The 16140-nt window shown below is 63.4% G+C and carries 16 protein-coding genes; 5 read left to right on the forward strand and 11 right to left on the reverse strand.

Translation table 11 applies throughout. The features are described 5' to 3' along the window. Positions 1-63 precede the first annotated feature (63 nt). Complete coding sequence (bamC, locus tag AC0GNR_RS15730) at positions 64-1212, forward strand: outer membrane protein assembly factor BamC (RefSeq protein ID WP_472901845.1); 1149 nt, start codon at positions 64-66, stop codon at positions 1210-1212. Between the two features lie 122 nt (positions 1213-1334). Here the strand turns inward: bamC and AC0GNR_RS15735 are convergent, their stop codons facing one another. The 3 genes from AC0GNR_RS15735 to AC0GNR_RS15745 form a co-directional block, all read right to left on the reverse strand. Next, complete coding sequence (locus AC0GNR_RS15735; protein ID WP_472901846.1) at positions 1335-1652, reverse strand: hypothetical protein; 318 nt, start codon at positions 1650-1652, stop codon at positions 1335-1337. Positions 1653-1880: 228 nt separating this feature from the next. Further along, entirely contained in the window at positions 1881-2405 is a 525-nt protein-coding gene (locus AC0GNR_RS15740; protein ID WP_472901847.1) for a hypothetical protein, read from the reverse strand. A gap of 41 nt (positions 2406-2446) precedes the next feature. Further along, a complete protein-coding gene (locus tag AC0GNR_RS15745; protein WP_472901870.1) occupies positions 2447-3505 on the reverse strand; it encodes a JmjC domain-containing protein in 1059 nt (352 codons plus the stop codon). A gap of 134 nt (positions 3506-3639) precedes the next feature. Here AC0GNR_RS15745 and AC0GNR_RS15750 point away from each other — a divergent pair, with 134 nt between their 5' ends. Beyond that, entirely contained in the window at positions 3640-4182 is a 543-nt protein-coding gene (locus tag AC0GNR_RS15750) for an FKBP-type peptidyl-prolyl cis-trans isomerase (protein ID WP_472901848.1), read from the forward strand. Positions 4183-4245: 63 nt separating this feature from the next. Here the strand turns inward: AC0GNR_RS15750 and dut are convergent, their stop codons facing one another. The 8 genes from dut to xseB all read right to left on the reverse strand — a co-directional run bounded on the left by dut (position 4246) and on the right by xseB (position 12628). Beyond that, positions 4246-4695, reverse strand: coding sequence for a dUTP diphosphatase (dut, locus tag AC0GNR_RS15755; protein WP_472901871.1), 450 nt, complete (start codon positions 4693-4695; stop codon positions 4246-4248). Positions 4696-4712: 17 nt separating this feature from the next. Further along, complete coding sequence (locus tag AC0GNR_RS15760) at positions 4713-6500, reverse strand: TRAP transporter large permease (protein WP_472901849.1); 1788 nt, start codon at positions 6498-6500, stop codon at positions 4713-4715. A gap of 12 nt (positions 6501-6512) precedes the next feature. Beyond that, positions 6513-7130, reverse strand: coding sequence for a TRAP transporter small permease subunit (locus tag AC0GNR_RS15765; protein ID WP_472901850.1), 618 nt, complete (start codon positions 7128-7130; stop codon positions 6513-6515). A gap of 180 nt (positions 7131-7310) precedes the next feature. Continuing rightward, positions 7311-8441, reverse strand: coding sequence for a TRAP transporter substrate-binding protein (locus AC0GNR_RS15770; RefSeq protein WP_472901851.1), 1131 nt, complete (start codon positions 8439-8441; stop codon positions 7311-7313). A gap of 235 nt (positions 8442-8676) precedes the next feature. Further along, on the reverse strand, positions 8677-9510 hold the full coding sequence (folE2, locus tag AC0GNR_RS15775; protein WP_472901852.1) for a GTP cyclohydrolase FolE2: 834 nt from the start codon (positions 9508-9510) through the stop codon (positions 8677-8679). Continuing rightward, complete coding sequence (gene dxs / locus AC0GNR_RS15780; protein WP_472901853.1) at positions 9510-11405, reverse strand: 1-deoxy-D-xylulose-5-phosphate synthase; 1896 nt, start codon at positions 11403-11405, stop codon at positions 9510-9512. Before dxs ends, folE2 begins: the two co-directional genes overlap by 1 nt. Before the next feature lie 51 nt (positions 11406-11456). Continuing rightward, on the reverse strand, positions 11457-12362 hold the full coding sequence (locus AC0GNR_RS15785) for a polyprenyl synthetase family protein (protein WP_472901854.1): 906 nt from the start codon (positions 12360-12362) through the stop codon (positions 11457-11459). Further along, positions 12359-12628, reverse strand: a complete 270-nt coding sequence (xseB, locus tag AC0GNR_RS15790) for an exodeoxyribonuclease VII small subunit (RefSeq protein WP_472901855.1) — start codon at positions 12626-12628, stop codon at positions 12359-12361. Before xseB ends, AC0GNR_RS15785 begins: the two co-directional genes overlap by 4 nt. A 313-nt stretch (positions 12629-12941) precedes the next feature. Here xseB and AC0GNR_RS15795 point away from each other — a divergent pair, with 313 nt between their 5' ends. The 3 genes from AC0GNR_RS15795 to AC0GNR_RS15805 all read left to right on the forward strand — a co-directional run bounded on the left by AC0GNR_RS15795 (position 12942) and on the right by AC0GNR_RS15805 (position 15997). Next, positions 12942-14093 (forward strand): aromatic ring-hydroxylating oxygenase subunit alpha, encoded by a 1152-nt coding sequence (locus AC0GNR_RS15795; protein WP_472901856.1) that lies wholly within the window; start codon positions 12942-12944, stop codon positions 14091-14093. A 52-nt stretch (positions 14094-14145) separates the two neighbouring features. Then, positions 14146-15036: a DMT family transporter gene (locus AC0GNR_RS15800; protein WP_472901857.1), complete on the forward strand. Its 891-nt coding sequence runs from the start codon at positions 14146-14148 to the stop codon at positions 15034-15036. 94 nt (positions 15037-15130) lie between these two features. After that, positions 15131-15997 (forward strand): sulfurtransferase, encoded by an 867-nt coding sequence (locus AC0GNR_RS15805; RefSeq protein ID WP_472901858.1) that lies wholly within the window; start codon positions 15131-15133, stop codon positions 15995-15997. Positions 15998-16140 lie beyond the last annotated feature (143 nt).

The raw sequence follows: 16140 nt of genomic DNA on the forward strand, positions 1-16140 counted from the left end.
AGCAAAGGCTCCCCGCCGCCTGCCCCGTCCCTCACACACCTTTCTCTCACCGAGCGCCCCAACATGCCCACTTCCGCACCGTTTGAAACAGCATCCCGCCCGACTGCCGCGGCACACGCCGGCATCGGTCTGGCACGCCTGAGCCTGCTGGCCGCTGCGGCGGTGCTGGCCACGGGCTGCTCGATCTTGCAAGAAGACAAGATCGATTACAAAAGCGCCGAGCGTGGTGTCACGCTGGATGTGCCTCCCGACTTGACCCAGCTCAGCCGCGACTCACGCTACAACGTGCCGGGCTCGGTGGTCACAGCCAGTGGCTACCAGACCGCTCAGCCAGCCCAGGCATCCAGCAGCACCACTGCGGTCAACACCGTGGGTGACGTGCGCATTGAACGCGCCGGCAACCAGCGCTGGCTGGTGATTGACCGCCCCGCCGACAAGCTCTGGAGCCCGGTGAAAGACTTCTGGCAAGAAAACGGTTTCCTGCTCGAACTTGACCAGGAAAACCTGGGCATCATGGAAACCGACTGGGCCGAAAACCGCGCCAAGTTGCCACAAGACATCATTCGCCGCACGATCGGCAAGGTGTTTGAAAACCTGTATTCCACCGGCGAACGCGACAAATTCCGTACCCGTCTGGAACGCAACGCCGCCGGTGGCACCGAAATCTACATCAGCCACCGCGGCATGATCGAGGTGTATTCCAGCACCCAAAAAGACCAGACCGTGTGGCAGCCCCGTCCAGCCGACAGCGAACTCGAAACCGAGTTTTTGCGCCGCCTGATGGTGAAGCTGGGGGTGAGCGAAGCCCAGGCCAAAGCGGCTGCAGAGACGGCGCCGGTCCAGGCTGTGGCGCGCGTGACCACGGTCAACAACGTGCCCCTGGTGCAAATAGCCGATGGTTTTGACCGCGCCTGGCGCCGGGTGGGCCTGTCGCTGGACCGCACCGGCTTCACGGTCGAAGACCGCGACCGCACCCAAGGTGTTTACTTTGTGCGCTACGTGCCCGCTCAAGCAACCGACGCGGCCAAGCCCGGCTTCTTTGGCCGGCTGTTTGGCAGCTCGGCACCAGAGGCTACGCCAGCCAAATACCGTGTCGTGGTGCGAAGCAGCGGCGAAAGCACCACGGTGTCGGTGTTGGACGCACAAGGCCAACCCGACAGCTCGGCCAATGCGCAAAACATTTTGCAATTGCTCGCCAACGACTTGAAGTGACAGGCAGCGCTGCTGATGGCAGCGCCTGCGCGTGAAGTCCATGGGTGGACAGCGCTCCAAACGAAAAAAAGCCGCCTAAGGGCGGCTTTTTTGCGACCGGGCTCAAGGCCCGGATGCACGCATTACTGCGCAGGCTTCACAGCAGCTTTGGCGGCTTCGGCAGCAGCGTCAGCAGCGGCTTTGGCAGCATCGGCAGCGCCAGCGGCAGCAGCGTCAGCAGCGGCACCAGCAGCAGCTTCGATAGCACCAGCGACGGTGGGGGTGGCAGCAGCGTCGGTTGCAGCAGGAGCGGCATCGGCAGGAGCGGCGGCAGGAGCGGCTTCCACAGGTGCTGGAGCAGCAGCAGGTGCTGGTGCCTCAACAGGTGCTTCTTCTTTTTTACCGCAAGCGGTCAGGGCAACAGCAGCCAACAGGGTGGCGATCAGGAGGGTCTTATTCATGAGAAATTCCAATGGATGTGTACTAAACGAAGCAAAACGCTTGAATCGACCAAAAAAAAACCCGAACCTTTATTCGAGTTAAATCGATTCAGCCTGACGCCCATTTGTGAATGTGTGTCCCGGCTGGAAGGGAATGATACGCCCGAAAAAACAACCGTGTTTACCCTGATCAAGTATTTCTTTTACTCACAGATTAGCGTTGCAAAAATACAACTTTCAGCTATCTTCCTACAAACCCAAGGTGGTCGGCGGCAGTGACGGACTGCCCTTTTGCCACCAGTGATCCAGCCGCTCAGCCAGCGCCACATGGCGCCGCGCGTCGCGGCTCGCCACCATCACGCCATGGCTGGCATCGATGCGTTCCAGCGTCCAGCCGGGCGACCAGATGGCGCTGGGCAAATCGCCGGCCAAAGCGCTGCTGCAGGCACGCACCTCGATCAGATGGGCCCACGTCACGCGCCACTGCACAAAGCGCGGGTGTTGCAAGCGCAGCGACCCGAGGTCTTGGCCCAGCACCTGCAGCACCCGACCCCGCCGGGCCCAGGCTTGTAGCGAAGCGACCACCGCCCGTTCGCCCAAGGGCCAGTCCAAAAAATTCGGATCACAAAGCACCAGGCGCGGCCACCCCTCAACAGCGGCTGTGGCCAGTGCTTGGCGCACCAGGTCAGCAAACAGCAGCCGCCCCTGCAGACGACCCTCGGGCAACGGCTGCCATGCGCCGGGCGCATCAGGTGTGTGGGAAGCGTCGGTCATGGTGGTCTCCTGGCGCGCTTGATCGCAGGCCTTTCAGAAGGTCAGGCAGCGTGTAGCCATCCGGCTTCAAACCAGTCTTGCAGCAGTGCGCGCGCGTCTGCGCTGGCGCGCTGCACCTGCGCAGCCGTGAGGCGCCGCTCGTCTGCCAGCGCACGCATCAGCCGGGCATCGGCACCACCCGCATGCAGGCTCTCCCCGTTGATGAACACATGGCGCTTGTCGTACATCATGCGGGTGCGCCGGTCCAGCTGCACCGCGCCGGGCGCCCAGTCGGCCTCGGGCTCTTCAAACCACACCCGCGGCTTGGGCTCGGTCATGACCTCGCCCAAAGCACAGGCGAGCGACTGGCGCTCGGCCAGCAGGCGCTGCAGCGCGTCGACCGCAAACGCTTCGAGGGCGGGCGGCATGGCGGCGGGTGTCGCGGTGGCAGGCTGAGCCGGGTCGCGGTAGAGCGTGGCATCTTCAAAGTCGTCGGCCATGCGCTGCAACAGTTCACCGGCCAGCCCGCCGCGCTGCGGCACGCGAAAGCCCACCGAATAGGTCATGCAGTCGTCGCCCACGGCCACGCCGTCGTGCGCCCAACGCGGCGGCAGGTACAGCATGTCGCCGGGGTTGAGCAGGTGCTCTTCCTCGGGCTCAAAGTTGCTCAGAATTTTGAGTGGAACGCCCTCTTCCAGCGACAGGTCTTTCTGGCGGCCGATGCGCCAGTGGCGCTGCCCACTGGCCTGCAGCAAAAATACGTCGTAGCTGTCGAAATGCGGGCCCACCCCGCCGCCATCACTGGCCCACGAGATCATGAGGTCGTCCAGCCGGGCGTCGGGCACAAACCGAAAGCGCTGCAGCAACTCGTGTGCAGCGTTCACATGCAGGTCCACGCCTTGCACCAGCAGCGTCCAGCGCGGTTGCTTGATGGGTGGCAAGGCGGTGCGTGCCAGGGGGCCGTGCTTGAGTGTCCAGCCTTTGGCCTGGTGCACGATCAGGCGCGACTCGACCGCTTCGTCTGCGGCCATGGCAAACAGCTGCTGGCGCGTGAGAAAGGGCTTGAAGCCCGGCAACGCATTGCGGATCAGCAGCGGCTTTTTCTGCCAATGGCGGCGCATGAACTGCGCTGGCGTGAGACCCCCCAGCAGCGCGGTGGGTGCATCGGGTTGGGGATGAGCGGCCGCCACGGGGGCGCTGGCCAGGCTGGAGGGGTTGGCTTTGAACATGGGACAATTGTCCAATGAAAAGCCCTATGACCATCACCGAACAATGCGTTGTGGCCCTGACCTGGACGCTGAAAGACACCCTGGGCGAAGAACTCGATGTGCTCGACGAGCCGATAGAGTTCTTTGTCGGCGGCAACGACCTGCTGGCCAAGATCGAGGAAGCCCTGCAAGGCCACGAGGCCGGCGACACCGTGGACCTGCACCTGGAGCCGCAAGACGCCTTTGGCGACTACGACGACACCCTGCTGTTTCTGGAGCCGCGCCACCTGTTTCCCACCGAACTCGAAGAAGGCATGGGCTTTGAAGGCCTACCCGCCGGCTGCAACCCCAATGCGCCGAAAGACCGCCTGTACTTCGTGAGCGACATCTACCCCGAGCATGTGGTGCTGGACGCCAACCACCCCTTGGCGGGCATTGCGCTGCGCATCTCGCTCAAGGTGCATGCGGTGCGCGAAGCCGAGGAAAACGAAGTGGGTGCTGGCTCGCTGGGCACGGGGTTTTTCAGCATGCAGGTGAACCCAACGCCCGCGGCAGACACACCCGACGACGACACACCTACACTGCACTGAACCCAGAGGCGACACACAAAAAAAGGGCTCCTGACGGAGCCCTTTTTTTGTGCTGTCCGACGCTCAAGCGCGACCGGTAGAGCCGTAGCCTCCTGCACCGCGTTCACTGGCTGCGCCGAATTCGGACACCACATTGAACCGCGCCTGCACCACCGGCACGATCACCATTTGCGCAATGCGCTCCATGGGCTCGATGGTGAAGGCCACATCGCTGCGGTTCCAGGCGCTCACCATCAGCTGTCCCTGGTAGTCGCTGTCGACCAGTCCCACCAGGTTGCCGAGCACGATGCCGTGTTTGTGGCCCAGACCCGAGCGCGGCAGGATCATGGCCGCAAAGCCCGGGTCGGCCAGGTGAATGGCCAGACCCGTGGGCACCAGTTGCCAGGCGTTGGGCGCCAGGGTCAGGGGCTCGTCCAGGCAGGCCCGCAGGTCCAGCCCGGCGCTGCCGCTGGTGGCGTAGGCGGGAAGCTGCTCCGCCATGCGCGGGTCGAGCACTTTTACGTCGATCTGCATCTGAAGTTTCCCGTGGCTCATTCGGCCTTTTTGATCGCGTCTTCGAGCGCCTTGGCTGGGTCGATCGCAGCGCCTTCCTCGGGCGCGGGCGCTGGCATGCCGGCGTCTGCTTCGCCTGCTCCGCTTATCTCAGGCGCTGCTTCTTCGTCGCTTTGCAGGTCTTGCATGTTGTTCAGCATGTCGCTCACCGCAGCGTCGTCCACCACGGTGGCCTTGTCCAGATTGCCGGTCACGATGCCCGGGTTGAACAGAATGACCGCGACCATGATCAACTGCAGCACGATAAAGGCGATGGAGCCTTTGTAGATCTGGGCTGTGGTAACAGCCTTGATGCGCTTGCCCGTGACCACATCGTCGTAGTCGTTGCGGGCCGCCACGCTGCGCAGGTAGAACAGCGCGAAACCAAACGGTGGCGTGAGGAACGAGGTTTGCAGGTTCATCGCCAGGATGATGCCGAACCAGATCAGGTCGATGCCCAGCTTGTCGGCCACTGGCACCAGCAACGGAACCACGATGAACGCGATTTCGAAGAAGTCGATGAACATGCCCAGGATGAACACAATGAAGTTCACGACAACCAGGAAGCCGATCTGACCACCGGGCAACTTGTCAAACAGGTGCTCAACCCAAATGTGGCCGTCGGCCGCGTTGAACGTGAAGGCGAAGACCGTGGAGCCGATCAGGATGAACATCACGAAGATGGCCAGCTTGGTGCTGTTCTCCAGCGCCTGCTTGAGCAGGTTGAACGACAGCGTGCGCCGGGCACCGGCCATGATGAGCGCGCCGATGGCACCCATCGCGCCACCTTCGGTAGGGGTCGCCACACCCAGGAAGATGGTGCCCAGCACCAGGAAAATCAGCACCAGCGGCGGAATCAACACGAACGTCACACGCTCGGTGAGGCGCGACAACAGGCCGAGCTTGAACAACCGGTTCAGCAACGCAAGACCGAGAGCCAAGAACGCACCAATGGCGGTGGAGAGGATAAATACCTCGTCACCAGGTGCCGCATTTTCCCGCTCCAGCAAGGGGTTCAGGATGGACTCGTGCGCCTGCGACCACAGCACACTGGCGACCGCACACACCGACAGCAGCACCAGCAGCGACATGTGGCCGCTGGAGCCGTTGGGCTCATTGTAAATACGCGCCTCAGGCGGCAGTGCCGGTACCCAGCCCGGTTTCACCAGCGCCACCACCACGATAAACAGCAGGTACAAGCCCACCAGCGACAGGCCAGGGATCAGGGCACCGGCGTACATGTCACCCACCGAGCGGCCGAGCTGATCGGCCAGCACGATCAGCACCAGCGACGGCGGCAGCGCCTGCGCCAGCGTGCCCGATGCGGTGATGGTGCCGGTGGCGATGGTGCGGTTGTAACCGTAACGCAGCATGATGGGCATGGCGATCAGGCCCATGGAGATCACCGATGCAGCCACCACACCGGTGGTAGCAGCAAGCAACGCGCCAACCAGCACCACCGCGATACCGACACCACCGCGCAGCGGACCAAACACCTGGCCCACGGTTTCCAGCAAGTCTTCAGCCATGCGGCTGCGCTCCAGCACGATGCCCATGAGCGTGAAGAACGGAATGGCCAGCAGCGTGTCGTTCTGCATGATGCCGAACACCCGTAGCGGCAGCGCCTGGAACAGGTTGGACGGGAACAGGCCCAGCTCCATGCCGATCAGGCCAAAAAACAAACCGGTGGCTGCCAGCGAGAAAGCGACCGGAAAACCGATGACCAAAAACGCGATCAACCCGATGAACATCACCGGGACAAAGTTGGCGGACAAAAATTCAACCATGGTGAAGTCCGATCAGTGCTTGTTGGCCGAAGCGAGTGACGCTTCAAGCTTGAGTTTTTCGGCCTCGGCAATTTCTTTCGCCAGCAACTCGGTTTCGCTGGGCCCGGAGTGGCTCAGCGGGTCAGGGCCATGCCCTGTCAAAAAGGCGAAGCGCTTGACCAGCTCACTCAAACCTTGCAGGGCCAGCAGGGCAAAGCCCAGCGGAATGATCGCGTACACGGGCCAGCGAATCAGGCCGCCAGCGTTGGACGACATCTCACCCGAAGTCCACGCGTTCACGAACAGGGGCCAACCTTCCAGGATCATCAGATAACACAGGGGCAACAGAAAAATGATGATGCCGCCCACGTCGATCCAGTTGCGGGTGCGGGCCGAGAACTTGGAGGAAATGAAGTCGATGCGCACATGGGCGTTGCGCAAAAAGGCGTAGCCGCCGCCCAGCATGAACACCGCGGCAAACAGGTACCACTGGATTTCAAGCCAGGCGTTGGAGCTGGTGCCAAAGGTCTTGCGAATGACCGCATTGCCGGCGCTGATGAGGGTGGCGGCCAGAATCATCCACATGGCAGACTTGCCAATGAGGTCACTGAGGCCGTCAACCAGACGGGAGAGCTTGAGCAGGAGAGGCATAACGGTTCCCCAAATGGGTAGGGTGTGAATGGCAGCGCAGAAGTCTATAGAAACCTGTGGGCGATCACGGCGGGCCGAAGCAAAAAATGATCAGACACCGAGCCACCCTGGGAGGGATGGCTCGGTGTCGGATCAAAAAACCCCGCACAGGCGGGGTTTTTTGCCGGACAGGTGTGCCGCTTACAGCTTGGCCGACTGCATGTAGCGGTCGAACTGGGCTTCGGTAAAACGAAACCAGAGGTTTTGATCCTTACGGAATGCCGAATAGTCGGTGTAGATTTTTTTCCAGTTCGGGTTGCTGGCGCTCAACTCGGCGTAGAGCACCATCGACTGCTTGTAGGCCTCGTCCATCACCACCTTGGGGAACGGCAGCAGCTTGGCGCCACCGGCCACCAAACGCTTCAAAGCAGCTGGGTTGCGCGCGTCGTACATGGCTTGCATGGTGGTGTGTGCATGCGATGCTGCGCACTCGACGATGGCCTTGTTCTCGGTCGACAGCGCGTTGAAAGCAGTCTTGTTGACGTAGAAGTCGAGCTGGGCACCACCTTCCCAGAAGCCTGGGTAGTAGTAGTTCTTGGCAACCTTCTGGAAGCCGAGCTTTTCATCGTCGTAGGGTCCAATCCACTCGGTCGCGTCGATGGTGCCTTTTTCCAGCGCCTGGTAGATCTCGCCACCGGGGATGTTCTGGGGCACGGCGCCCATGCGGGTCATGACCTTGCCAGCAAAACCGCCCACGCGCATTTTCAGGCCCTTGATGTCGGCCAGCGTGTTGACTTCCTTGCGGAACCAGCCACCCATCTGGGCACCCGTGTTGCCACCTGGGAAGTTCACGATGTTGTACTGGTCGTAGAACTCGCGGAACAGCTTCAAGCCGTTGCCGTCGTAGTACCAGGCGGTGAGCTGGCGGCTGTTCAGACCAAACGGAATGGCCGTACCCAGGGCAAACGTGTCGTCCTTGCCGAAGTAGTAGTAAGGCGCGGTGTGACCGGCCTCCACCGTACCGGCCTGAACAGCGTCCACCACACCGAAAGCGGGCACCAGTTCGCCGGGCGCATGCACCGTCACCTGGAACTTGCCACCCGACATTTCGTTGATCTTCTTGGCAAACACATCGGCCGCGCCGTGGATGGTATCCAGCGCCTTGGGGAAGCTCGATGTCAGACGCCAGCGAATGGTCTCGCTGGTTTGAACAGCAGGCGCAGCAGGCGATGTGGCGGCGGGGGCAGCAGCCTCTTCCTTTTTGCCACAGGCAGCCAGAATGCCGGCTACTCCAGCGATTCCGGTGGCGGCAATGATGGAACGACGATCCATAGTGGGTAACTCCGTGGTTGTTGATATCCAACTGGCTTGCGCGGATGCACAAGCCATTGACGTTTAAGCCGCCCACATTCTAAGAGGCCCGAGGACCGACTCGTCAGGGGTTTTCCCTTGAGAATTTCCTGGAAATGAATGTTTTTGAGGTCATTTCCAGCCACCGCGCGGCGACGTGAAATTCCGCTCACAAGCGACGTGAAAAACCATCCGAAGAATGGCTAAAAACACCCCCTCAGGCGGTGCGTTTGTCCCTTGAAACGCGTGCATGCACGTCATGCGCATGGATGGACTCGAAGTTGGTCACATCCACCGCATAGGCGTCAATGCGGGGGTCGCGTTCCAGCGCCAGCGCCACATCGCGCACCAGGTCTTCGACGAATTTGGGATGCGCGTAAGCCCGCTCAGTCACCCACTTTTCGTCGGTGCGCTTGAGCAAGCCCCACAACTCGCAAGAGGCGTTGTCTTCGGCAAAACGCACCAGTTCGGTCCAGGCCATGGGCGCGTTGAGCAACACCTCCAGCCGAATGTGTGAACGCTGGTTGTGGGCACCATCGTCGCTGACCTCTTTGGAGCAAGGGCACAGCGACTTAACCGGCACAGTCGCGATCATGCGCACGTCGGTGGAATCGCCCACGTTGTGCACCACCGACCAACCGCCGTCGTATTCCATCAGGCTCTGCAAGCCAGACACTGGCGCGGATTTGCGGATGAAAAACGGGAAACTCACCTCGAAACCCCCGGTGGTGGTCTCCAGCAGCGCCAGCAGCTCGGGCATGGCGGTTTGCAGCCGCTCGAAGGTGACGGGCAACGCGTCACCTTCCTCTGGCTGGGTGAAACCGTCCAACCACGCCAGCAGGCGCGACATGTGCGCGCCTTTTTGCTCGGCGCGCAAACCGACATGCACATGCCAGGTGCCCACGCTGTGTTGCAGGCGTTCAGCCACCCTCAGCGCAATGGGGTAGCGCAGGTTTTTCACGCCCACTTGGGCAATCGGCATGGCGCGTGGGTCGTGGCGGCTCTGCACATCGGGCATGGGAACCGGCGCAGCAACGTTGAGCGGCTCCATCACGCTGCCGCTTTCAAACCGGCATCGGCAACCAGCAGGTCACCAAAACGCTGACGCACCGAGCGCTCAATGCCGGCGGCATCAAGGCCGACCATGGCCAGCAGCTTGACTGGGTCGCCGTGTTCAATGAACTCGTCGGGCAAGCCCAGTTGCAGCACCGGCAGGTTCAATCCCTCGGCCTGCAGGGCTTCCAGCACGGCGCTGCCGGCACCGCCCTGCAAGCAGCCCTCTTCCAGGGTCACCAAGGCCTGATGGCTTGCGGCCAGTTCGCGCAGCAGTTCCACATCAACAGGCTTGGCCCAGCGCATGTTGGCCACGCTGGCGCCCAGCCTCTCGGCCGCCGCCAGCGCGGGGTGCAACAAGGTACCAAACGCCAAAATGGCCACGCCTTGGCCCTTGCGCGTCCATTCGCCGCGGCCATAAGGCAGGCCTTCCAGGCCAGCAGGCTGCACCGCCCCCACGCCCGCACCGCGCGGGTACCGCACGGCCACTGGGTGATTTTGCTCAAAGGCGGTGCTGAGCAGCTGGCGGCATTCGGCCTCGTCGGCCGGGCAGGCCACCGCCATGTTGGGAATGCAGCGCAGGAAGGCGATGTCGTAGGCACCGGCGTGGGTGGCACCGTCGGCGCCCACCAGACCGGCGCGGTCCAGCGCAAACACCACGGGCAGGTTTTGCAACGCCACGTCGTGGATCAACTGGTCGTAGCCGCGCTGCAAGAAGGTGGAATAAATAGCCACCACCGGCTTCAAGCCTTCGCAGGCCAGACCAGCGGCGAAAGTGACGGCGTGCTGCTCGGCAATGCCGACGTCAAAGTAGCGGGCCGGGAAGCGGCGCTCAAACTCAACCATGCCAGAGCCTTCGCGCATGGCTGGCGTGATGCCGACCAAGCGGGGGTCGGCAGCGGCCATGTCGCACAGCCACTGGCCAAAGACTTGGGTAAACGTGGTTTTCGGCGGCGTGGCGGGCTTGGTGAGGCCCACCGCCGGGTCGAACTTGCCGGGACCGTGGTAGGCCACGGGATCGGCTTCGGCCAGTTTGTAGCCCTGGCCTTTTTTGGTGACCACGTGCAAAAACTGCGGGCCGCTGTCGGTGTCGAGCAAATGGCGGATGTTTTCCAGCGTGGGAATAAGCGAGTCGAGGTCGTGGCCGTCGATGGGGCCGATGTAGTTGAAGCCAAACTTTTCAAACAGCGTGGCCGGCACCACCATGCCCTTGGCGTGCTCTTCAAGGCGCTTGGCCAGTTCAAACAGGGGCGGCGCGTTTTTCAGCACCTGCTTGCCCACGTTTTTGGCGGCGGCGTAAAACTGGCCGCTCATGAGCTGAGCCAGGTAGCGGTTGAGCGCGCCCACGGGTGGCGAGATCGACATGTCGTTGTCGTTGAGCACCACCAGCAGTCGGCCTTCGGCCACGCCGGCGTTGTTCAGGGCTTCAAAGGCCATGCCGGCGGTCATGGCGCCGTCGCCGATGATGGCCACGGCGTTGCGGTTTTCGCCCTTGATCTTGGCCGCCAGCGCCATGCCCAAAGCGGCCGAAATGCTGGTGGACGAGTGCGCCGTGCCGAAGGTGTCGTATTCGCTTTCTTCGCGGCGCGGAAAGCCGCTGATGCCGCCCTGCTGGCGCAGGCTGTGCATGCGGTCGCGGCGACCGGTCAGGATTTTGTGCGGGTAGGTCTGGTGGCCCACGTCCCAGACCAGCCGGTCTTCGGGCGTGTTGAACACATAGTGCAGCGCCACGGTGAGCTCAACGGTGCCGAGGTTGGAGCTCAGGTGCCCCCCGGTGCGGGCCACGCTGTCCAGCAAAAAGGCCCGCAGCTCATCGGCCAGGGGGTGCAACTGGGTGCGCGACAGACGCCGCAGGTCGGCAGGCGACTGGATGTGGGACAGCAAGGAACTCATGGGTGGGTCGCGTCGTGCGCTGTAAAAGAACTCAAAGGGCGAGGGATGGGCTCAGTGGGCGCGTCGCCCCACCCAGTCGGCCAAAGCGTGCAGGTTGTCCAGCTGGGTCAGTCCGGTCTGACGCAGCGCGTCGTGCGCCTGGTCCAGCACCCGGTCCGCATAGGCCTGGGCCTGTTCAAGGCCCAGCAGGGAAACAAAAGTGGGTTTGTCGCAGGCGGCATCTTTGCCTGCGGTCTTCCCCAAGGTCGCAGAGTCGGCGGTCACATCCAGAATATCGTCAACCACCTGGAACGCCAGGCCCAGACTGGCACCGTACTGCGCCAGATGCGCCTGCGCCGAGGGGCTGACGTGGCCGGTGGCGGCACCCATCACCACGCTGGCCTGAAGCAAGGCGCCGGTTTTCAGGCGGTGCATGCCTTCCAGGGCGGCCTGATCCAGCGCCGTGCCCACACTGGCCAAGTCCACCGCCTGACCGCCCGCCATGCCAACGGCTCCGGCCGAGCGTGCGAGCAAGCGGCACAAACTAGCCGACATGTCGGGTGCCATGCAGCCATCGTCAGGCACCAGCAATTCGAAGGCCAGCGCCTGCAGCGCGTCACCAGCCAGCAGGGCCTGGGCTTCGCCAAAGTGCACATGCACCGTGGGCTTGCCTCGGCGCAACACATCGTTGTCCATGCAGGGCATGTCGTCGTGCACCAGCGAATAGGCGTGGATCAGTTCCACCGCGCACGCAGCCCGCATGGCCGCAGCGGCTGAGCCCCCCACGGCGGCGCTGGTGGCCAGCACCAGCAGCGGGCGCAGGCGCTTGCCGCCATCCAGCACCGCGTAGCGCATGGCCACGCCCAGGCCCGCGGGCGCGTCGGGCGACACCCACCCGGACAGCGCCTGCTCGACCGCCGCCTGCTGCGACGCGCGCCAGGCCACAAATGCTGCGTTTTCTGTGGGCACGGCGCTCATGCAGCGTCCCACGGCTTGAGCTCACCGCCTTCGAGCACCTTGATCTGGTTTTCCACCGCTTCGAGCCGCGCACGGCAATACGCCAGCAGCTCGGCGCCGCGCTGGTAGCGGGTGAGCAGCTGGTCCAGCGGCAACTGCCCGGCATCGAGCTGGGACACCAGTTGCTCCAGCTCCTCAAGTGCAGCTTCGTAGCTGGTGGCGACCGCGCTGGCAGCGCCCGCGCGGGCCGGGGATTTGGTCGGTTTGGATGGGGTGGGTGATGTCATGGGCAGCAACAGAACAGACCGGCTTGCCGTCGGGGCGGGCCACAGCCAGCACCCGGCCAGCCAGACCGTCGATCGAAGATTTTAGCCGGGCGAGGCGCGGCAGCAGCCACCCAGGAAAACCGGCGCCGCGCGCCCGGGGGCCAAGCCCCGGGCCAGCAGGGCCCCCGGGGTACAATCCGCGCTCATTTTTTCATCACTGACGGACAAGCTTTGTCCGGAGGGACGCACCACTCCACCCATCCCGCGCGAATTCGATTTTCGACCAGCGCTTACCCTGCCCCTTCATAGGGGGAGTCTCTAGGTCAAGACCACCATGTCTGATTTAAGTCTTCAATTACAGCAGGCCAGAAGCCAACTCCCGGTTTCCAGCTATTTCAACCAGACGCTCTTTGAGCGCGAACTGGAAACCCTCTTTCAGCGGGGCCCCCGGTACGTGGGGCATGAACTTGCTGTGCCCAACGTGGGCGACTACCACGCTCTGCCGCAGGAAGCCGGGGGGCGCGCTTTGGTGCGCACCGAAAATGGCGTGGAACTGGTGTCCAACGTGTGCCGCCACCGCCAGGCGGTGATGCTCAAAGGCCGCGGCAACCTGGGCACCACACAAAGCGGCAGCGCCGGCGGCAACATTGTGTGCCCCCTGCACCGCTGGACCTACAGCGGCGGCCGGGGCAACACGCCCGCCGGCAACCTGGTGGGCGCACCGCATTTTGCCAAAGACCCCTGCCTGAACCTGAACAACTACAAATTGCGCGAATGGAACGGGCTGCTGTTTGAAGACAACGGCCGCGACATTGCTGCCGACCTGGCCAACATGGGCCCGCGCACGGCCCTGAACTTTGAGGGCATGGTGCTGGACCACGTGGAGCTGCACACCTGCAACTACAACTGGAAGACCTTCATTGAGGTCTACCTGGAGGACTACCACGTGGGGCCGTTCCACCCGGGTCTGGGCAACTTCGTCACCTGCGACGACCTGCGCTGGGAATTCAAGCCCGAGTATTCGGTGCAAACCGTGGGCGCTGCCAACCTGCTGGGCAAGGCGGGCAGCCCGGTCTACCAGCGCTGGCAGCAGCAGCTGATGCAATACCGCCAGGGGCAAATGCCCGAACACGGCGCCATCTGGCTCACCTACTACCCGCACATCATGGTGGAGTGGTACCCGCATGTGCTCACGGTTTCGACCCTGTTCCCTGTCAGCGTGGACAAAACGCTGAACATGGTGGAGTTTTATTACCCCGAAGAAATTGCCGCCTTCGAGCGCGAATTTGTGGAGGCCCAGCGCGCGGCTTACATGGAAACCTGCATGGAAGACGACGAAATTGCCGAGCGCATGGACGCAGGCCGCAAGGCACTGCTGGCCCGTGGCGACAATGAGGTGGGCCCCTACCAGAGCCCCATGGAAGACGGCATGCAGCACTTTCACGAGTGGTACCGCCGCCAGATGAGTGGCGCGGCCCTGGACTGATCGAGGCCCGGGTATTCCCACAAGACCTCCTCACCACACGGGCGCCTGAACCATGCAGGCGTTGTGGATGCTGCTCGCGTCGCTGTTTTTTGCCACCATGGGGGTGTGCATCAAGTTCGCGTCTGAGCATTTCAACAGCTTTGAAATCGTCTGCTACCGCGGCATGGTGGGCGTGATCTTTTTGCTAGGGATGACCCGCGTGCGCGGGGTTTCGTTGCGCACCACGTTGCCCATGATGCATTTCTGGCGCAGTGTGGTGGGCGTCACCGCGCTCACCTCGTGGTTCTATGCCATCGCCGCCCTGCCGCTGGCCACGGCCGTCACGCTCAATTACATGAGCAGCGTGTGGATTGCGGCCTTTCTGCTGGGCGGCGCGCTGCTGGTGCAGGGGCGCAACGCACCCATCAAACAGCAAGGCCCTTTGTTTCTGGCGGTGCTGGCTGGTTTCGCGGGGGTGGCCATGATGCTGCGCCCCACCCTGAACGAAGACCAGTTTGTGGGCGCCTTCGTGGGCCTGCTTTCAGGCATTTTTTCAGCCTTTGCCTACCTGCAGGTGGCCGCACTGTCCCGCGCGGGCGAGCCCGAAAGCCGCACCGTGTTTTATTTCTCCATTGGCGCGGTGCTGGCCGGGGCGCTGGGCATGGTGTTTGTGGGCGCGAGCACATGGCACTGGCCCAGCGCGCTGTGGCTGCTGCCCATTGGCTTGCTGGCGGTGTTTGGCCAGCTGTGCATGACGCGCGCTTATGCCAGCGGCGCCACGCTGGTGGTGGCCAATCTGCAGTATTCGGGCATTGTGTTTGCGGGCATCTACAGCCTCACCATTTTTGGCGACCAACTTCCCCTGATCGGCTGGCTCGGCATGGGCCTGATCATTGTGAGCGGCATCGCCGCCACGGCCCTGCGTGCGCGGGCGGTGCCACATGCGCCGGCCGAAGAACACTGAAAACACCGGTGCGCCGGGCCCACGGCCCGCGCGCCCCTGAAAGCGGCGCTTTCGGGGCCTCGCCAAGGGCCAGCAGCTACCGCACAATGTGCGCATGCATGCCACCCTTATCTCCGCCACCGAACTGAAACAGCTGCTCAAAGCCAACACAACCGTGCTGGTGTACGACTGCAGCGCCGACCTGATGAACCCCACCGCGGGCAGGGCGCAATTTGAAGCCGAACACATACCCGGTGCCCGCTTCGTTGGCCTGGACGAGCACCTGAGCGACAAAACCAGCCCGGACAGCGCCAGCGGCGGGCGCCACCCCCTGCCCTCGCGCGAGCGCTTCGCCGCCTGGCTGGGCAGCACCGGCCTGGCCTCACCCGCCACCCAGGTGGTGGTGTACGACCGGCAAAGCGCCAACTACTGCGGCCGCCTGTGGTGGATGCTGAAATGGTGCGGCCACGAGGCCGTGGCCGTGCTGGACGGCGGCTGGGCCGCCTGGGTGGCCGCAGGCGGTTCGGCCGAAAGCGGCCCCGGCCCGGGACCAACGAACGCATCAAGCGCGTATCCACTCAGCCCGGCGCGCGCCCCCACCGCCAACACGCCCACCATTGCCCAGCGGCTGGGGAGCCCGGGCCTGACCTTGATCGATGCACGTGCGGCGGCCCGCTTTCGCGGCGAAATGGAGCCGCTGGACCCGGTGGCGGGCCACATTCCCGGTGCGCTGAACCGGCCCTTCACCGACAACATCGGGCCCGACGGTCGCTTCAAGCCTGCAGCCGAACTGCGTGCCGAGTTCGAGCAGCTGCTGGCCGGGCGCGACCCCGCCAGCGTGGTGCACCACTGCGGCAGCGGCGTGAGCGCCATTCCCAACCTGCTGGCCATGGAGGTGGCTGGCCTGGGGCGCACCGCGCTGTACCCCGGCAGCTGGAGCGAATGGTGCAATACGCCGGGCGCACCGTGTGCGCGGACTTAAGTTCGGGGCAATGTGCTCCGATATACCCCCATAGCAATGCGCCTTGCTCGCAGACCGGCGCTCAACACGCCCTGGTTCTGCACACACCCGATGCGTGCCCCACGTGAACCCCACTCCTCCGACACCTTCTGCTGACCACGGGT

The organism is Hydrogenophaga sp. LT287, from assembly GCF_055702805.1.